Consider the following 17058-nt stretch of genomic DNA (forward strand, 5'->3'; position numbering starts at 1 on the left):
CCATGACCAAGATCCTTATCCGCGGTGCGAAGATCCTCGGCGGCGAGGCGCAGGACGTCCTGATCGACGGCGAGACCATCGCCGAGGTCGGCCAGGACCTCCCCGCCGACGGCGCCACCGTCATCGAGGCCGCCGGCCAGGTCCTCCTCCCGGGCCTCGTCGACCTCCACACCCACCTGCGCGAGCCCGGCCGCGAGGACTCCGAGACCGTCCTGACCGGCACCCGCGCCGCGGCGTCCGGCGGCTACACGGCCGTCTTCGCCATGGCGAACACCTTCCCCGTCGCCGACACCGCCGGCGTCGTCGAGCAGGTCTACCGCCTCGGCCAGGAGGCCGGCTACTGCGACGTGCAGCCCATCGGCGCCGTCACCGTCGGCCTGGAGGGCAAGAAGCTCTCCGAGCTCGGCGCCATGCACGAGTCCGCCGCCCGCGTCACCGTCTTCTCCGACGACGGCAAGTGCGTCGACGACGCCGTGATCATGCGCCGCGCCCTGGAGTACGTGAAGGCCTTCGGCGGCGTCATCGCCCAGCACGCCCAGGAGCCCCGCCTCACCGAGGGCGCCCAGATGAACGAGGGCGTCGTCTCCGCCGAGCTGGGTCTCGGCGGCTGGCCGGCCGTCGCCGAGGAGTCGATCATCGCCCGCGACGTCCTCCTCGCCGAGCACGTCGGCTCCCGCGTCCACATCTGCCACCTCTCCACCGCCGGCAGCGTCGAGATCGTCCGCTGGGCCAAGTCCCGCGGCATCGACGTCACCGCCGAGGTCACCCCGCACCACCTCCTCCTCACCGACGAGCTGGTCCGCTCCTACAACCCCGTCTACAAGGTCAACCCGCCGCTGCGCACCGAGCGCGACGTGCTGGCCCTGCGCGAGGCCCTCGCCGACGGCACGATCGACATCGTCGCCACCGACCACGCCCCGCACCCGCACGAGGACAAGGACTGCGAGTGGGCCGCGGCCGCCATGGGCATGGTCGGCCTGGAGACCGCCCTCTCCGTCGTCCAGCAGACGATGGTCGAGACCGGCCTCCTCGACTGGGCCGGCGTCGCCGAGCGCATGTCCTTCGCCCCCGCCCGCATCGGCGGCCTCCCGCACCACGGACGCCCCGTCTCGGCAGGTGAACCCGCGAACCTGGTGCTCGTCGACACCTCGTACCGTGGTGTCGTGGACCCCGCACACTTCGCCTCCCGCAGCCGCAACACGCCCTACGAGGGCCGCGAGCTTCCGGGGCGCGTGACTCACACCTTCCTGCGGGGCCGTACAACGGTCGTGGACGGGAAACTGGCGTGACACCTGGAGCAATCCGACTGGCCGCAGAGGCCGCCGAACGGAAGTCGGCGGAGGTGACGGACTGGGGCGCCCGCATCGCGTGGGTGATCGGTCTGCTCGTCTTCATCGCCTTCGTGTACTGGCTGATGCGGCAGGGCTGGAAATGGCGCGGCGCCCTGCAGAACGGCCTGCCGGACCTGCCCGCCGCCCCCGGCGGACTCCCCGAGCACCGGCTGGCCCTCACCGGCCGGTACCACGGGTCCACCACCGCCGGGCAGTGGCTCGACCGGATCGTCGCCCACGGTCTGGGCGTGCGCAGCCGCGTCGAACTCACGCTCACGGACGAGGGCCTCGAAGTGGTCCGTCCGGGTGCCACCGACTTCTTCGTACCGGCCGCGCAGCTGCGCGGCGCCCGCCTCGACAAGGGGATCGCGGGCAAGGTACTCACCGAGGGCGGTCTGCTCGTCGTCACCTGGGCGCACGGCGACACGCTGATCGACTCCGGCTTCCGCTCCGACCGGGCGGCCGAACACGCCGCCTGGGTCGAAGCCATCAATTCCATGAACACATCCACCACGACGGAAGGCGCCGAACGATGACGACCTCCACCAGGGGAGCAGCCAAAGCTCCCGCCGTACTCGTCCTTGAGGACGGCCGCACCTTCCGCGGCCGCGCCTACGGCGCAGTGGGGGAGACCTTCGGCGAGGCCGTGTTCTCCACCGGGATGACCGGCTACCAGGAGACCCTCACCGACCCGTCGTACCACCGGCAGGTCGTCGTGATGACCGCCCCGCACGTCGGCAACACCGGCGTCAACGACGAGGACCCCGAGTCCGCGCGCATCTGGGTCTCCGGCTACGTCGTCCGCGACCCCGCCCGCATCCCCTCCAACTGGCGCGCCCAGCGCTCCCTGGACGAGGAGCTCGCCGCCCAGGGCGTCGTCGGCATCAGCGGCATCGACACCCGCGCCCTCACCCGCCACCTGCGCGAGCGCGGCGCCATGCGCGTCGGCATCTTCTCCGGCGAGGCCTTCGAGGGCGTCCGCGACGAGGTCCTGCTGGCCCGCGTCCAGGAGTCCCCCCAGATGAAGGGCGCCGACCTCTCCGCCGAGGTCGCCACCAAGGAGCCGTACGTCGTCCCCGCGATCGGCCCCGACGGCGGAGCCGTCCCGATCGGTGCAGCGAAGTTCACCGTCGCCGCCATTGACCTCGGCATCAAGGGCATGACCCCGCACCGGATGGCCGAGCGCGGCATCGAGGTCCACGTGCTGCCCGCCACCGCCACCGTCGAGGACGTCTACGCGGTCTCCCCGGACGGCGTGTTCTTCTCCAACGGCCCCGGCGACCCGGCCACCGCCGACCACGCCGTCTCCGTCATGCAGGGCGTCCTGGAGCGCAGGACGCCGCTCTTCGGCATCTGCTTCGGCAACCAGATCCTCGGCCGCTCCCTCGGCTTCGGCACCTACAAGCTGAAGTACGGCCACCGCGGCATCAACCAGCCGGTCCAGGACCGCACCACCGGCAAGGTCGAGGTCACCGCGCACAACCACGGCTTCGCCGTCGACGCGCCCCTCGACAAGGTCTCCGAGACCCCCTACGGCCGCGCCGAGGTCTCCCACGTCTGCCTCAACGACAACGTGGTGGAGGGCCTCCAGCTGCTCGACCAGCCGGCCTTCAGCGTCCAGTACCACCCCGAGGCGGCCGCTGGCCCGCACGACGCCGCGTACCTCTTCGACCGCTTCGTATCCCTGATGGAGGCCGAGCGTGCCTAAGCGCACCGATATCCAGTCCGTCCTGGTCATCGGCTCCGGCCCGATCGTCATCGGCCAGGCCGCCGAGTTCGACTACTCCGGAACCCAGGCCTGCCGCATCCTCAAGGCCGAGGGCCTGCGGGTCATCCTGGTCAACTCCAACCCCGCGACGATCATGACCGACCCGGAGATCGCCGACGCCACCTACGTCGAGCCGATCACCCCCGAGTTCGTCGAGAAGATCATCGCCAAGGAGCGCCCCGACGCCCTCCTGCCCACCCTCGGCGGCCAGACGGCCCTGAACACCGCCATCTCCATGCACGAGCAGGGGGTGCTGGAGAAGTACAACGTCGAGCTCATCGGCGCCAACGTCGAGGCCATCAACAAGGGCGAGGACCGCGACCTCTTCAAGGAGGTCGTCGAGGAGGTCCGCCGCAAGATCGGCCACGGCGAGTCCGCCCGCTCGGTCATCTGCCACACCATGGACGAGGTCATCGCCGGCGTGGACACCCTCGGTGGCTACCCCGTCGTCGTCCGCCCCTCCTTCACCATGGGCGGCGCCGGCTCCGGCTTCGCCCACGACGAGGACGAGCTGCGCCGCATCGCCGGCCAGGGCCTCACGCTCTCCCCGACCACCGAGGTGCTCCTGGAGGAGTCCATCCTCGGCTGGAAGGAGTACGAGCTGGAGCTGATGCGCGACAAGGCCGACAACGTCGTGGTCGTCTGCTCCATCGAGAACTTCGACCCGATGGGCGTCCACACCGGCGACTCGATCACCGTCGCCCCCGCGATGACCCTCACCGACCGGGAGTACCAGCGCCTGCGCGACATCGGCATCGCGATCATCCGCGAGGTCGGCGTCGACACCGGCGGCTGCAACATCCAGTTCGCGGTCAACCCGGACGACGGCCGCATCATCGTCATCGAGATGAACCCGCGCGTCTCCCGGTCCTCGGCGCTCGCCTCCAAGGCGACCGGCTTCCCGATCGCCAAGATCGCCGCCAAGCTGGCCGTCGGCTACACGCTCGACGAGATCCCCAACGACATCACCGAGAAGACGCCGGCCTCCTTCGAGCCGACCCTCGACTACGTCGTCGTCAAGGCCCCCCGCTTCGCCTTCGAGAAGTTCCCGGCCGCCGACGCCACCCTCACCACCACCATGAAGTCGGTCGGCGAGGCCATGGCCATCGGCCGCAACTTCACCGAGGCCCTCCAGAAGGCCCTGCGCTCCCTGGAGAAGAAGGGCTCGCAGTTCGCCTTCACCGGCGAGCCCGGCGACAAGGCCGAACTGCTCCTGGCCGCGGTCCGCCCGACCGACGGCCGCATCAACACCGTCATGCAGGCCATCCGCGCCGGCGCCACCCAGGAGGAGGTGTTCGAGGCCACGAAGATCGACCCGTGGTTCGTCGACCAGCTCTTCCTGATCAAGGAGATCGCCGACGAGCTCGCCTCCGCCGAGCGCCTCGACCCCGAGCTGCTCGCCGAGGCCAAGCGGCACGGCTTCTCCGACACCCAGATCGCCGAGATCCGCGGCCTGCGCGAGGACGTCGTCCGCGAGCTGCGCCACGCCCTCGGCGTCCGCCCGGTCTACAAGACGGTCGACACCTGCGCCGCCGAGTTCGCCGCGAAGACCCCGTACTTCTACTCGTCCTACGACGAGGAGTCCGAGGTCGCGCCCCGCGAGAAGCCCGCGGTGATCATCCTCGGCTCCGGCCCGAACCGCATCGGCCAGGGCATCGAGTTCGACTACTCCTGCGTCCACGCCTCCTTCGCCCTGAGCGACGCCGGCTACGAGACCGTGATGGTCAACTGCAACCCGGAGACCGTCTCCACCGACTACGACACCTCCGACCGCCTGTACTTCGAGCCCCTCACGCTCGAGGACGTGCTGGAGATCGTCCACGCCGAGTCCCTCGCCGGCCCGATCGCGGGCGTCGTCGTCCAGCTCGGCGGCCAGACCCCGCTGGGCCTCGCCCAGGCCCTCAAGGACAACGGCGTCCCCGTCGTCGGCACCTCGCCCGAGGCCATCCACGCCGCCGAGGACCGCGGCGCGTTCGGCCGGGTCCTCGCCGAGGCCGGCCTGCCCGCCCCCAAGCACGGCACCGCCACCACCTTCGCGGGTGCGAAGGCCATCGCCGACGAGATCGGCTACCCGGTCCTCGTCCGCCCGTCCTACGTGCTCGGCGGCCGCGGCATGGAGATCGTCTACGACGAGGCGCGCCTGGAGTCGTACATCGCCGAGTCCACCGAGATCTCCCCGACCCGCCCGGTGCTGGTCGACCGCTTCCTCGACGACGCGATCGAGATCGACGTCGACGCCCTCTACGACGGCACCGAGCTCTACCTCGGCGGCGTCATGGAGCACATCGAGGAGGCCGGCATCCACTCCGGCGACTCGGCCTGCGCCCTGCCCCCGATCACCCTCGGCGGCTTCGACATCAAGCGCCTGCGCGCCTCCACCGAGGCCATCGCCAAGGGCGTCGGCGTCCGCGGCCTGATCAACATCCAGTTCGCGATGGCCGGCGACATCCTCTACGTCCTCGAAGCCAACCCGCGCGCCTCCCGCACCGTCCCCTTCACCTCGAAGGCCACCGCGGTCCCGCTCGCGAAGGCCGCCGCCCGCATCTCGCTCGGCGCCACCATCGCCGAGCTGCGCGCCGAGGGCATGCTGCCGAAGACCGGCGACGGCGGCACCCTGCCGCTCGACGCGCCGATCTCCGTCAAGGAGGCCGTGATGCCGTGGTCGCGCTTCCGCGACATCCACGGCCGCGGCGTGGACACCGTCCTCGGCCCGGAGATGCGCTCCACCGGCGAGGTCATGGGCATCGACTCGGTCTTCGGCACCGCCTACGCCAAGTCGCAGGCCGGCGCCTACGGCCCGCTGCCCACCAAGGGCCGCGCGTTCATCTCCGTCGCCAACCGCGACAAGCGCTCGATGGTCTTCCCGGCCCGCGAGCTCGTCGCCCACGGCTTCGAGCTGCTCGCCACCTCCGGCACCGCCGAGGTGCTGCGCCGCAACGGCATCAACGCCACCGTGGTGCGCAAGCTCAGCGAGGGCGAGGGCCCCGGCGGCGAGAAGACCGTCGTCCAGCTCATCCACGACGGCCAGGTCGACCTGATCGTCAACACCCCGTACGGCACCGGCGGCCGCCTCGACGGCTACGAGATCCGCACCGCGGCCGTGGCCCGCGGCGTCCCGTGCCTGACCACGGTCCAGGCACTCGCCGCGGCCGTCCAGGGCATCGAGGCCCTCGGCCACGGCGAGGTCGGCGTCCGCTCCCTCCAGGAGCACGCCGAACACCTGACCGCCGCACGCGACTGACGGCCCGTACGGACAACAGGGGGACACCACGAGCGCGACGCGCGGTGGTGTCCCCCTCCCCATGAGCGCACGAGGGATCTTCCGAACCATGTACAAGCTGTTCTTCAACCTGGTCTTCAAGCGGATGGACCCCGAGGAGGCCCACTACCTGGCCTTCCGCTGGATCCGCCTGGCCGCCCGCACCCCCGTCCTGCGCACCTTCGCCGCCGCCGCCCTCGCCCCGCGGCACCAGGAGCTGCGCACCGAGGCCCTCGGCCTGCGCATGCACGGCCCCTTCGGCCTCGCCGCGGGCTTCGACAAGAACGCGGTGGCCATCGACGGCATGTCCATGCTCGGCTTCGACCACGTCGAGATCGGCACCGTCACCGCCCAGGCCCAGCCCGGCAACCCCAAGAAGCGGCTGTTCCGCCTCGTGCCGGACCGCGCGCTGATCAACCGGATGGGCTTCAACAACGAGGGCTCCGCGGCCGTGGCGGCCCGCCTGGCGGCCCGCAAGGCGGTCTTCCGGACCGTCGTCGGGGTCAACATCGGCAAGACCAAGGTCGTGCCGGAGGAGGAGGCCGTGGCGGACTACGTCACCTCCACCGAGCGTCTGGCCCGCCACGCCGACTACCTCGTCGTCAACGTCTCCTCGCCGAACACCCCGGGCCTGCGCAACCTCCAGGCCACCGAGTCCCTGCGCCCGCTGCTGACGGCCGTCCGCGAGGCCGCCGACCGCACCGTCACCGACCGGCGCGTCCCGCTCCTGGTGAAGATCGCGCCCGACCTCGCCGACGAGGACGTGGACGCGGTCGCCGACCTCGCCCTGGAGCTCGGCCTGGACGGCATCATCGCCACCAACACCACCATCGCCCGCGAGGGCCTCGGCCTGAAGTCCGACCCCGCCCTGGTCAAGGAGACCGGCGGCCTGTCGGGCGCCCCCGTCAAGCAGCGCTCCCTGGAGGTCCTGCGCCGCCTGTACGCCCGCGTGGGCGACCGGCTGGTGCTCGTCGGTGTCGGGGGCATCGAGAACGCCGAGGACGCCTGGCAGCGGATCCTGGCGGGCGCCACGCTCATCCAGGGCTACAGCGCGTTCATCTACGAGGGCCCGTTCTACGCCCGCGCCATCCACAAGGGCCTGGCCGCACGCCTCGCCGCCAGCCCGTACGCCACCCTCGCCGAGGCCGTCGGCGCCGAGACCCGAAAGGCCGCCCAGTGAACCCCTCCTTCGGCACCCGCCTGCGCTCCGCCATGGACGAGCGGGGCCCGCTCTGCGTCGGCATCGACCCGCACGCCTCCCTGCTGTCCTCCTGGGGGCTGAACGACGACGTCGCCGGCCTGGAGCGGTTCTCCCGCACCGTCGTCGAGGCGCTCGCCGACTCGGTGGCCGTGTTCAAGCCGCAGGCGGCCTTCTTCGAGCGCTTCGGCTCGCGCGGCATCGCGGTGCTGGAGCAGACCGTCGCCGACGCCCGCGCCGCCGGCACCCTCGTCGTCATGGACGCCAAGCGCGGCGACATCGGCTCCACCATGGCCGCGTACGCCGAGACCTTCCTGCACCAGGACTCGCCGCTGTTCTCCGACGCCCTGACGGTCTCCCCGTACCTGGGCTACGGCTCGCTGGCCCCCGCCGTGGAGCTGGCCCGTGCCTCCGGCGCCGGCCTGTTCGTCCTCGCCCTGACCTCGAACCCGGAGGGCGCCGAGGTCCAGCGGGCGGTCCGCGAGGACGGCCGGACCATCGGCGCGACCATGCTGGCCCACCTCGCCGAGGAGAACGCGGGCGCCGCTCCCATGGGGTCCTTCGGCGCGGTCGTCGGCGCGACCCTGGGCGACCTGTCCTCCTTCGACCTGGACATCAACGGTCCGCTGCTCGCCCCCGGCATCGGCGCGCAGGGTGCGGAGGCGGCCGATCTGCCGCGGGTCTTCGGGACGGCCGTGCGCAACGTCGTCCCGAACGTGTCGCGCGGGGTGCTGCGACACGGTCCGGACGCCGGCGCGCTGCGCGAATCGGCATTCCGTTTCGCGGACGAGATCCGGAAGGCCGTCGCCGGCTGACGGCGCCGACCGGGGTGCTCGTCGTACGGTCTGACGAAAATCGAACGTCTTTCACCGGACAAAACCGGGGTGGTTTGTCCGTGATGTACGGTTCAGTGGAGGCTGACCAGGACTTTTCGTCTGTTCTCGCTGACTGGAGCGGCCGCGGCCGCTAGTCTCCGACCAGAGTGAACGAGCAGCGAACGAGTTCCACCGCTGTTCGGGACCTCGCCTGGTGTGGCGCCCTCGGGTTCCGCGCCGGTCCGTATATCCGACAGTTCGACATCCGAGGTGACGTAGGCGTGGCTCTTCCGCCCCTTACCCCTGAACAGCGCGCAGCCGCGCTCGAAAAGGCCGCCGCGGCTCGCCGGGAGCGGGCCGAGGTGAAGAATCGACTCAAGCACTCCGGCGCCTCGCTCCAAGAGGTCATCAAGACGGGCCAGGAGAACGACGTCATCGGCAAGATGAAGGTCTCCGCCCTGCTGGAGTCCCTGCCTGGTGTGGGCAAGGTCCGCGCCAAGCAGATCATGGAGCGCCTCGGCATCTCCGAGTCCCGGCGTGTCCGAGGTCTCGGCTCCAACCAGATCGCCTCCCTGGAGCGTGAGTTCGGCACCCCTGCCGGCTGACGTGCCGCCCGGAGTTCGTCCGGCGTTCTCAGGCAGTCCCGAGAACCTGGATAATCGCTCTATGGCAGCAGAGGTTCGTCCGCGGCTGACCGTGCTCTCCGGCCCCTCGGGGGTCGGCAAGAGCACGGTCGTCGCGCATATGCGCAAGGTCCACCCCGAGGTGTGGCTCTCGGTGTCGGCCACCACCCGCAAGCCGCGGCCCGGTGAGCGACACGGAGTCCACTACTTCTTCGTCAACGACGACGAGTTCGACAAGCTGATCGCCAACGGCGAGCTGCTGGAGTGGGCCGAATTCGCGGGCAACCGCTACGGCACACCGCGCGGCGCGGTGACCGAGCGCCTGGAGAACGGCGAGCCCGTCCTCCTGGAGATCGATCTCCAGGGCGCCCGCCTGGTCCGCGAGTCGATGCCCGAGGCCCAGCTGGTCTTCCTGGCACCGCCGAGCTGGGAGGAGCTGGTCCGCCGGCTCACCGGCCGGGGCACCGAGTCCGCCGAGGTCATCGAGCGCCGCCTGGAGTCCGCCAAGGTCGAGCTGGCGGCCGAGTCCGAGTTCGACACCACCCTGGTCAACACCTCCGTCGAGGACGTGGCGCGCGAGCTGCTAGCCTTGATGGACGTTGTGTGACCACCTGCCGATGACCCATCCGCTCCGGATGACCCGATCGGCCGGCGACTGATCTTTCACCCGTAATCTTCGGAAGGTAGAGCGTGTCCTCTTCCATCACTGCGCCCGAGGGCATCATCAACCCGCCGATCGACGAGCTGCTCGAGGCCACGGACTCGAAGTACAGCCTCGTGATCTACGCGGCCAAGCGCGCGCGTCAGATCAACGCGTACTACTCGCAGCTCGGTGAGGGCCTGCTCGAGTACGTCGGCCCCCTGGTGGACACCCACGTCCACGAGAAGCCGCTTTCGATCGCGCTGCGCGAGATCAACGCGGGTCTGCTGACCTCCGAGGCCATCGAGGCCCCGGTCCAGTAAGGCACCGAGAATTCCTTGCACCACAGGCCCGGCAGCACACCTGCCGGGCCTGTGGTGTGTCATTGGTACGTAGCAACGGTCAGCCGAAGGGGCGTGTGTGGTGGTCAAGCCGAAGGTCGTGCTCGGGGTGAGCGGCGGCATCGCCGCCTACAAGGCGTGCGAGCTGCTGCGCCGGCTGACCGAATCGGGCCATGACGTACGGGTGGTGCCCACCGCGTCCGCCCTGAACTTCGTCGGCGAGGCCACCTGGGCCGCCCTCTCCGGGAACCCGGCCGGCACGGAGGTCTGGGAGACCGTCCACGAGGTGCCGCACGTGCGCATCGGCCAGTCCGCCGACCTCGTCGTCGTCGCCCCCGCCACCGCCGACATGCTGGCCAAGGCCGCCCACGGGCTGGCCGACGACCTGCTCACCAACACCCTGCTCACGGCCCGCTGCCCGGTGGTCTTCGCCCCCGCCATGCACACCGAGATGTGGGAGCACCCCGCCACCCAGGAGAACGTGGCCACGCTGCGCCGCCGCGGCGCCGTCGTGATCGAGCCGGCGGTCGGCCGGCTCACCGGCAAGGACACCGGCAAGGGCCGGCTGCCCGACCCGGAGGAGATCTACGAGGTCTGCGTCCGGGTCCTGGCCCGCGGGGTGGCCGAGCCCGACCTGGCCGGACGCCACGTCGTGATCAGCGCGGGCGGCACCCGCGAGCCCCTCGACCCGGTCCGCTTCCTCGGCAACCGCTCCTCCGGCAAGCAGGGCTACGCGCTGGCCCGCACCGCCGTGGCCCGCGGCGCCCGGGTGACCCTCGTCGCCGCCAACACCGCGCTCGCCGACCCGGCCGGAGCCGACGTCGTGCGCGTCGGCACGGCCGTGCAGCTGAGGGAGGCGGTGCTCAAGGCGGCCGCCGACGCCGACGTGGTCGTCATGGCCGCGGCCGTGGCCGACTTCCGGCCGGCCGCGTACGCCTCCGGCAAGATCAAGAAGCAGGAGGGCCAGGAGCCCGCCCCCGTCGCCCTCGTCCGCAACCCCGACGTCCTCGCCGAGGTCTCGGCCGACCGGGCCCGGGAGGGGCAGGTCGTCGTCGGCTTCGCCGCCGAAACTGACGAAGTCCTGGCCAACGGGCGCGCCAAACTCCTCCGCAAGAAGTGTGATCTTCTCGTCGTGAACGAGGTCGGTGAGACGAAGACCTTTGGTTCGGAGGAGAACGAAGCGGTGATCCTTTCCTCCGATGGCCAGGAGAGCGCCGTCCCCTACGGTCCCAAGGAAGCCCTGGCGGACGCGATTTGGGACCAGGTGGCCCGGCGACTCGCCTGACGAAGGGGCCCTTCTCCCAGCCGATTCCATGAGCCAGAATGGAGTGCCGCAGGTCACACGCCTCCCAGAAGGCGAGACGGGTGGTCCGGCAAACGGTGGCGACCGATAAACTGCATTCGGAACGTGACCGGGCGCAGCCCCCGGTAAGGTTTCGCCAAATGATCAGCCAGCAGCCGCTGCAACCCCAGGGAGCGATGTGTCCCGCCGCCTGTTCACCTCGGAGTCCGTCACCGAGGGCCACCCCGACAAGATCGCTGACCAGATCAGCGACACGATCCTCGACGCGCTCCTCACCGAGGACCCGACCTCGCGCGTGGCCGTGGAGACGCTCATCACGACCGGTCTCGTGCACATCGCCGGCGAGGTGACGACGAAGGCGTACGCGCCGATCGCGCAGCTCGTCCGCGACAAGATCCTCGAGATCGGCTACGACTCCTCGAAGAAGGGCTTCGACGGCGCCTCCTGCGGCGTGTCGGTGTCCATCGGCGCGCAGTCCGCGGACATCGCGCAGGGTGTCGACACCGCCTACGAGCAGCGTGTCGAGGGCGACGAGGACGAGCTGGACCAGCAGGGCGCCGGCGACCAGGGCCTGATGTTCGGCTACGCGTGCGACGAGACGCCCGAGCTGATGCCCCTCCCGATCCACCTCGCGCACCGGCTCTCCCGCCGCCTGTCCGAGGTCCGCAAGAACGGGACCATCCCCTACCTGCGCCCCGACGGCAAGACCCAGGTCACCATCGAGTACGACGGCGACAAGGCCGTCCGCCTCGACACGGTGGTCGTGTCCTCGCAGCACGCCTCGGACATCGACCTCGACTCGCTGCTCGCCCCCGACATCCGCGAGTTCGTCGTCGAGCACGTGCTCAAGGAGCTCGTCGAGGACGGCATCAAGCTCGACACGGACGGCTACCGCCTGCTGGTGAACCCGACCGGCCGCTTCGAGATCGGCGGCCCGATGGGCGACGCCGGCCTCACCGGCCGCAAGATCATCATCGACACGTACGGCGGCATGGCCCGCCACGGCGGCGGCGCCTTCTCCGGCAAGGACCCGTCGAAGGTCGACCGCTCGGCCGCCTACGCGATGCGCTGGGTCGCGAAGAACGTGGTCGCCGCCGGCCTCGCCTCGCGCTGCGAGGTCCAGGTCGCGTACGCCATCGGCAAGGCCGAGCCCGTCGGCCTCTTCGTCGAGACCTTCGGCACCGCCAAGGTCGACGTCGCCAGGATCGAGGACGCCATCGGCGAGGTCTTCGACCTCCGCCCGGCCGCCATCATCCGCGACCTCGACCTGCTGCGCCCGATCTACGCCCAGACCGCCGCCTACGGCCACTTCGGCCGCGAGCTGCCGGACTTCACCTGGGAGCGCACCGACCGCGTCGACGCCCTGCGCGCCGCCGCCGGCCTGTAGGCCCGCCTGCACCCGCCTGCCTGAAGGGCCCCGGACCGCCAGGTCCGGGGCCCTTCGGCGTACTCCCCGGCCGTGGACGCCCACCCGCGGACGACAGCGCTGATCGAACCGGCCGGGAAGCCGACGGGGCGGACGGCATCGAACCCCTGCTCCTGGACCACGTCCTGGCCACGGTGCGCGAGGAAGCGGCGCAGGCAGCCGAGGAGCTGCGCTGGGGACCAGCCGTGCTGTCCACCGGGGCGGACCCCCGTCGCCGGAGCAGGCCCCGGGAGCGGGCCTCGGGCGCCGACGTTGTCGGTGGGCTTTGGTAAGAATGCGGTGTGAGCAGCGAGAACGAGGCCGGCAGGCGGGGCGGGGACCAGGGTCCCGGCGGCCCGCCGGAGCAGCTCGCGCTCATCCGGGAGATGGTCGCCGAAGCGAAGGCCAAGGCACCCAAGGCCAAGCCGCGCACCTGGCGGGGCGCCGCCCTCGCCCACGACCTGCCGATCGCCCGGGTCCTCGTCAACAAGGGCGTCCTCCACCTCGACCAGCTCTGGGACTACGCCGTCCCCGAAGAACTCTCCGAGGCCGCGCAGCCCGGCGTCCGCGTCCGCGTCCGCTTCGGCGCCGGCTCCCACCACGTCCACGGCGGGCGCCGCGAGGGCGGCCGGCTGATCGACGGGTTCATCGTCGAGCGGCGCGCCGAGTCCGACTACAGCGGGGCGCTGGCCGCCCTGGCCCACGTCGTCTCGCCCGAGGTCGTCCTCACCCCCGGCATGCTCGCCCTCGCCCGGGCCGTCGCCGACCGGTACGCCGGCAGCCTCGCCGACGTCCTCCAGCTCGCCCTGCCCCCGCGCAACGCCCGCGCCGAAGCCAAGCCCTCCCCGGAGCCGCTGCCCCCGCCCGCCGCCCCCGACCCCGGCGGCTGGACCCGCTACGGCGCCGGACCCGCCTTCCTGCGGTCCCTCGCCGGGGGCGGCATCCCGCGCGCCGTCTGGACGGCCCTGCCCGGCCCCGGCTGGGCCGACGAGCTCGCCCTGGCCATGGCGGCCACCCTCGCCTCCGGCCGCGGCGCCCTCGCCGTACTGCCCGACGGCCGCACCGCCGCCCGCGTCGACACCGCGCTCACCGTCCTGCTCGGCGAGGGGCGGCACGCCCTGCTGACCGCCGAGTCCGGCCCCGAGAAGCGCTACCGGGAATGGCTCGCCGTCCACCGCGGCTCCGTACGCGCCGTCGTCGGGACGCGGGCCGCGATGTTCGCCCCCGTACGGGACCTCGGACTCGTCGCCGTCTGGGACGACGGGGACTCCAGCCACAGCGAAGACCGCGCCCCCTTCCCGCACGTCCGCGAGGTGCTGGAGCTGCGCGCCGTCAGCGAGGGCTGCGGATTCCTCGCCGGCAGCACCGGCTGCACCGTCGAGGCCGCCCAGCTCGTCGCATCGGGCTGGGCCCGACCCCTGACCGCGGACCGCGACACGGTCCGCGCCTGCGCCCCCCGCATCCGCACCGTCGGCGACGAACTCCTCGCCCGGGACGAGGCGGCCCGTGCCGCGCGCCTGCCCTCCCTGGCCTGGGAGACCGTCCGGGACGGGCTGAAGACCGGCCCCGTCCTCGTCCAGGTCCCGCGGCGCGGCTACGTCCCCCGGCTGGCCTGCGAGCGCTGCCGCACCCCCGCACGCTGCCGGGCCTGCGCGGGCCCGCTGGAGGCCCCCGACGCGCGGGACCTCACCTGCGGGTGGTGCGGGCGGCCCGAGCCGTCGTGGCACTGCGAGGAGTGCGGCTCGTTCCGGCTGCGCGCCCAGGTCGTGGGTGCCCGACGGACCGCCGAGGAACTGGGGCGGGCCTTCCCGGCCGTGCCCGTACGGACCTCCGGGCGCGACCACGTCCTGGACGAGGTGCCCGACCGGCCCGCGCTGGTGGTGTCCACCCCCGGCGCCGAACCCGTCGCGGCCGGCGACGGGTACGCGGCCGCGCTGCTCCTGGACGGCTGGGCCATGCTGACCCGGCCCGACCTGCGGGCCGGCGAGGAGGCGTTGCGGCGGTGGATCGCGGCCGCCTCGCTGGTGCGCGGCGAGGGGCAGGTCGTGGTGGTCGCCGAACCGACGCTGCGGCCGGTCCAGGCCCTGGTGCGCTGGGACCCGGTGGGTCACGCGGTGCGGGAGCTCGCGGAGCGGGCCGAACTCGGCTTCCCGCCGGTGTCCCGGATGGCCGCCGTCGTCGGGCGGGGCGAGGCGGTGGAGTCCTTCCTGGCGGATGCCGCCCTGCCGGCGGACGCCGAGGTGCTGGGCCCCGTACCGCTGCCGGGGCGCCGCGGGGAACCGTCCCCCGGGGAGCGGGCCCTGGTCCGGGTGCCGCCGGGCAGCGGGGCCGCGCTGGCCGCCGCGCTCAAGGCCGCCCAGGCGGCGCGGATGGCGCGGGGGGTGTCGGCTGCGGAGGCGGTCCGGGTCCGGATCGACCCGCTGGACATCGGCTGACGGGCCGAGGCGGCGGGGGCTGGGGGGTGCGGCTGCGGTTCGGCCGGTGCGGTGCGTCCGCCGTGGTCCGACTGCCGAGCGCCGCTGTGCGACCGAACGCCCCCGTCGGCGGGGCCGGCGGGGGCGTTGCGGTCATGGTGTCAGCGCGCCGGCCGGCGGGGGTCGGCGTCCCGCGGCGGGCGTCGCGGGGGTCAGCCGTTCCGGGGGCCGGGCAGGGCCGCCGGGCGGGATCCGGCCCCGGCAGCCTGGGTCTCCTCGCGCACCGGCTGGGGCGGCACCGAGCGGGCCGCCGGAACCGTGGGCAGCGGTCCGAGGGTCCGCGTCGCGGTGCCCTCGGCCAGCGGCTCGGCCGCCTCGGCGGCCTGCGCCCGCCGTGCGCCGTACCGCCGGTGCACGGCCTGCTTGGTGACGCCGAGCGCCGAGCCGACCGCGTCCCACGAGAAGCCGAGCGAGCGGTCGAAGTCCACCGCCGCGGTGACCAGCGTCTCGACGCTGTCCCGCAGTTCCTGCGCGAGCCGGACGGTGGGGGCGGGCGCGCGCCCGTAGACGACGAAACCCGTGGAGGGTCCGGAGCGGCGGGGGCGGTAGACATTGCCCAGCTGAGCGGTGAGCGTGCGCAGCGCATCCACCTGCCGGCGGACCCGCTCGATGTCCCGCACCAACAGGTGAAGACTGGCCCGCGCTTGGGCGTCGTGGGTGGCGTGGTCGGCCATGAAGAAGCCTCTCGAACCGGTGCTGAAGAGCGGACAGGGCCGCAGACACCGATCTTGCGCGGCCCGGTTTCGGTCAATCTCTCTTGACCAACGCGCCACCCGTGGAGGAAGTCACGCTTCGGGGGCGTGTCGGCATATGCGAGAGGCGCGCGTGTGTACGTACGCCCCCTGAGCGGCCGGATCGCGGCCCGAGCGGGTTCCCTCCGGGTCGGCCCCATAGACTGGTGCGCTGTTGACTAGCCGAGATCGCGAGCGAGAATAGCGAGGTAGACCCCCAGTGAAGCTCGTCTTCGCAGGCACCCCCGAGGTCGCCGTGCCCGCCCTGGACGCCCTGATCGCCTCCGGGCGGCACGAGGTCGCGGCCGTCGTCACCCGGCCCGACGCCCCGGCCGGCCGCGGCCGCCGGCTCGTCGCCAGCCCGGTCGCCGAGCGCGCCGAGGAGGCCGGCATCGAGGTCCTCAAGCCGGAGCGGCCGCGCGACCCGGCGTTCCAGGCCCGGCTGCGCGAGATCGCCCCGGACTGCTGCCCGGTCGTCGCCTACGGCGCGATCATCCCCAAGAGCGCCCTCGAGATCCCCCGCCACGGGTGGGTCAACCTGCACTTCTCGCTGCTCCCGGCCTGGCGCGGGGCCGCGCCCGTCCAGCACTCCATCATGGCGGGGGACCAGGTCACCGGCGCCTCCACGTTCCGCATCGAGGAGGGCCTCGACACCGGACCGGTCTACGGGGTCCTGACCGAGGAGATCCGGCCCACCGACACCAGCGGGGACCTGCTGACCCGCCTGGCCTTCGCCGGCGCCGGGCTGCTCGCCGCCACCATGGACGGGATCGAGGACGGCACCCTGCGGGCCGTCGAGCAGCCGGCGGACGGGGTCTCCATCGCGCCCAAGATCACCGTCGAGGACGCGCGCGTCGACTGGACGGCGCCGGCGATGCGCGCCGACCGCGTGGTCCGCGGCTGCACCCCCGCGCCCGGGGCGTGGACCGTGTTCCGCGGCGAGCGACTGAAGATCATTTCGGTGGGCATGGTGCCGGACCGCACGGACCTGGCGCCCGGCGCACTGGCCCCGGCCAAGAACAACGTCTACGTCGGCACCGGCTCGCACGCCGTGGAGCTGCTCTGGGTGCAGCCCCAGGGCAAGAAGCCGATGCGCGGCGCCGACTGGGCGCGCGGCGTCCGCATCGCCGCGGGCGAGCAGCTCGCGACGGCGTAACCTGAACCCCGGAC

At 72.4% G+C, this 17058-nt stretch carries 14 protein-coding genes; 13 read left to right on the forward strand and 1 reads right to left on the reverse strand.

Translation table 11 applies throughout. From position 1 onward, the window contains the following. Window positions 1-2: 2 nt before the first annotated feature. The 12 genes from ACSHWO_RS27645 (at window position 3) to ACSHWO_RS27700 (ending at window position 15118) form a co-directional block, all read left to right on the forward strand. Window positions 3-1289 (forward strand): dihydroorotase, encoded by a 1287-nt coding sequence (locus ACSHWO_RS27645; RefSeq protein WP_361091506.1) that lies wholly within the window; start codon window positions 3-5, stop codon window positions 1287-1289. Next, on the forward strand, window positions 1286-1867 hold the full coding sequence (locus ACSHWO_RS27650) for a PH-like domain-containing protein (protein ID WP_385805230.1): 582 nt from the start codon (window positions 1286-1288) through the stop codon (window positions 1865-1867). Before ACSHWO_RS27645 ends, ACSHWO_RS27650 begins: the two co-directional genes overlap by 4 nt. Then, window positions 1864-3039, forward strand: coding sequence for a glutamine-hydrolyzing carbamoyl-phosphate synthase small subunit (gene carA, locus ACSHWO_RS27655; RefSeq protein WP_361091500.1), 1176 nt, complete (start codon window positions 1864-1866; stop codon window positions 3037-3039). Before ACSHWO_RS27650 ends, carA begins: the two co-directional genes overlap by 4 nt. Beyond that, a complete protein-coding gene (gene carB, locus ACSHWO_RS27660) occupies window positions 3032-6340 on the forward strand; it encodes a carbamoyl-phosphate synthase large subunit (protein ID WP_438315903.1) in 3309 nt (1102 codons plus the stop codon). Before carA ends, carB begins: the two co-directional genes overlap by 8 nt. A gap of 88 nt (window positions 6341-6428) precedes the next feature. After that, window positions 6429-7538: a quinone-dependent dihydroorotate dehydrogenase gene (locus ACSHWO_RS27665; RefSeq protein WP_361091494.1), complete on the forward strand. Its 1110-nt coding sequence runs from the start codon at window positions 6429-6431 to the stop codon at window positions 7536-7538. Further along, window positions 7535-8371: an orotidine-5'-phosphate decarboxylase gene (gene pyrF / locus ACSHWO_RS27670; protein ID WP_404238601.1), complete on the forward strand. Its 837-nt coding sequence runs from the start codon at window positions 7535-7537 to the stop codon at window positions 8369-8371. Before ACSHWO_RS27665 ends, pyrF begins: the two co-directional genes overlap by 4 nt. A gap of 281 nt (window positions 8372-8652) precedes the next feature. After that, window positions 8653-8976 (forward strand): integration host factor, encoded by a 324-nt coding sequence (locus tag ACSHWO_RS27675; RefSeq protein WP_008740406.1) that lies wholly within the window; start codon window positions 8653-8655, stop codon window positions 8974-8976. A gap of 61 nt (window positions 8977-9037) precedes the next feature. Further along, a complete protein-coding gene (gene gmk / locus ACSHWO_RS27680; RefSeq protein WP_361091486.1) occupies window positions 9038-9601 on the forward strand; it encodes a guanylate kinase in 564 nt (187 codons plus the stop codon). An 83-nt stretch (window positions 9602-9684) separates the two neighbouring features. Continuing rightward, window positions 9685-9957 carry a DNA-directed RNA polymerase subunit omega gene (gene rpoZ / locus ACSHWO_RS27685; protein WP_114056739.1) on the forward strand — a complete coding sequence of 91 codons (273 nt, stop codon included), beginning with the start codon at window positions 9685-9687 and terminating at the stop codon, window positions 9955-9957. 100 nt (window positions 9958-10057) lie between these two features. Further along, window positions 10058-11260, forward strand: a complete 1203-nt coding sequence (gene coaBC, locus ACSHWO_RS27690; RefSeq protein WP_438319288.1) for a bifunctional phosphopantothenoylcysteine decarboxylase/phosphopantothenate--cysteine ligase CoaBC — start codon at window positions 10058-10060, stop codon at window positions 11258-11260. Window positions 11261-11456: 196 nt separating this feature from the next. After that, window positions 11457-12665: a methionine adenosyltransferase gene (metK, locus tag ACSHWO_RS27695; RefSeq protein WP_361091482.1), complete on the forward strand. Its 1209-nt coding sequence runs from the start codon at window positions 11457-11459 to the stop codon at window positions 12663-12665. 320 nt (window positions 12666-12985) lie between these two features. Next, window positions 12986-15118 carry a primosomal protein N' gene (locus ACSHWO_RS27700; RefSeq protein ID WP_438315909.1) on the forward strand — a complete coding sequence of 711 codons (2133 nt, stop codon included), beginning with the start codon at window positions 12986-12988 and terminating at the stop codon, window positions 15116-15118. Between the two features lie 191 nt (window positions 15119-15309). On the opposite strand, the gene ACSHWO_RS27705 is transcribed toward ACSHWO_RS27700, so the two are convergent. Beyond that, window positions 15310-15831: a hypothetical protein gene (locus ACSHWO_RS27705; RefSeq protein WP_361091479.1), complete on the reverse strand. Its 522-nt coding sequence runs from the start codon at window positions 15829-15831 to the stop codon at window positions 15310-15312. 277 nt (window positions 15832-16108) lie between these two features. Here ACSHWO_RS27705 and fmt point away from each other — a divergent pair, with 277 nt between their 5' ends. Next, window positions 16109-17044, forward strand: a complete 936-nt coding sequence (gene fmt, locus ACSHWO_RS27710; protein WP_361091476.1) for a methionyl-tRNA formyltransferase — start codon at window positions 16109-16111, stop codon at window positions 17042-17044. The last annotated feature ends 14 nt before the right edge of the window (window positions 17045-17058 follow it).

This window comes from Streptomyces pallidus (ex Mingjun et al. 2026) (assembly GCF_051550185.1).
GTDB lineage: Bacteria > Actinomycetota > Actinomycetes > Streptomycetales > Streptomycetaceae > Streptomyces.

Excerpts from the sequence above, each read along its gene's own strand:
- ACSHWO_RS27645 (WP_361091506.1), top strand. The coding sequence starts at position 3 with ATGACCAAGATCCTTATCCGCGGTGCGAAGATCCTCGGCGGCGAGGCG.
- carA (WP_361091500.1), top strand. The coding sequence starts at position 1,864 with ATGACGACCTCCACCAGGGGAGCAGCCAAAGCTCCCGCCGTACTCGTC.
- ACSHWO_RS27665 (WP_361091494.1), top strand. The coding sequence starts at position 6,429 with ATGTACAAGCTGTTCTTCAACCTGGTCTTCAAGCGGATGGACCCCGAG.
- gmk (WP_361091486.1), top strand. The coding sequence starts at position 9,038 with ATGGCAGCAGAGGTTCGTCCGCGGCTGACCGTGCTCTCCGGCCCCTCG.
- ACSHWO_RS27705 (WP_361091479.1), bottom strand. The coding sequence starts at position 15,831 with ATGGCCGACCACGCCACCCACGACGCCCAAGCGCGGGCCAGTCTTCAC.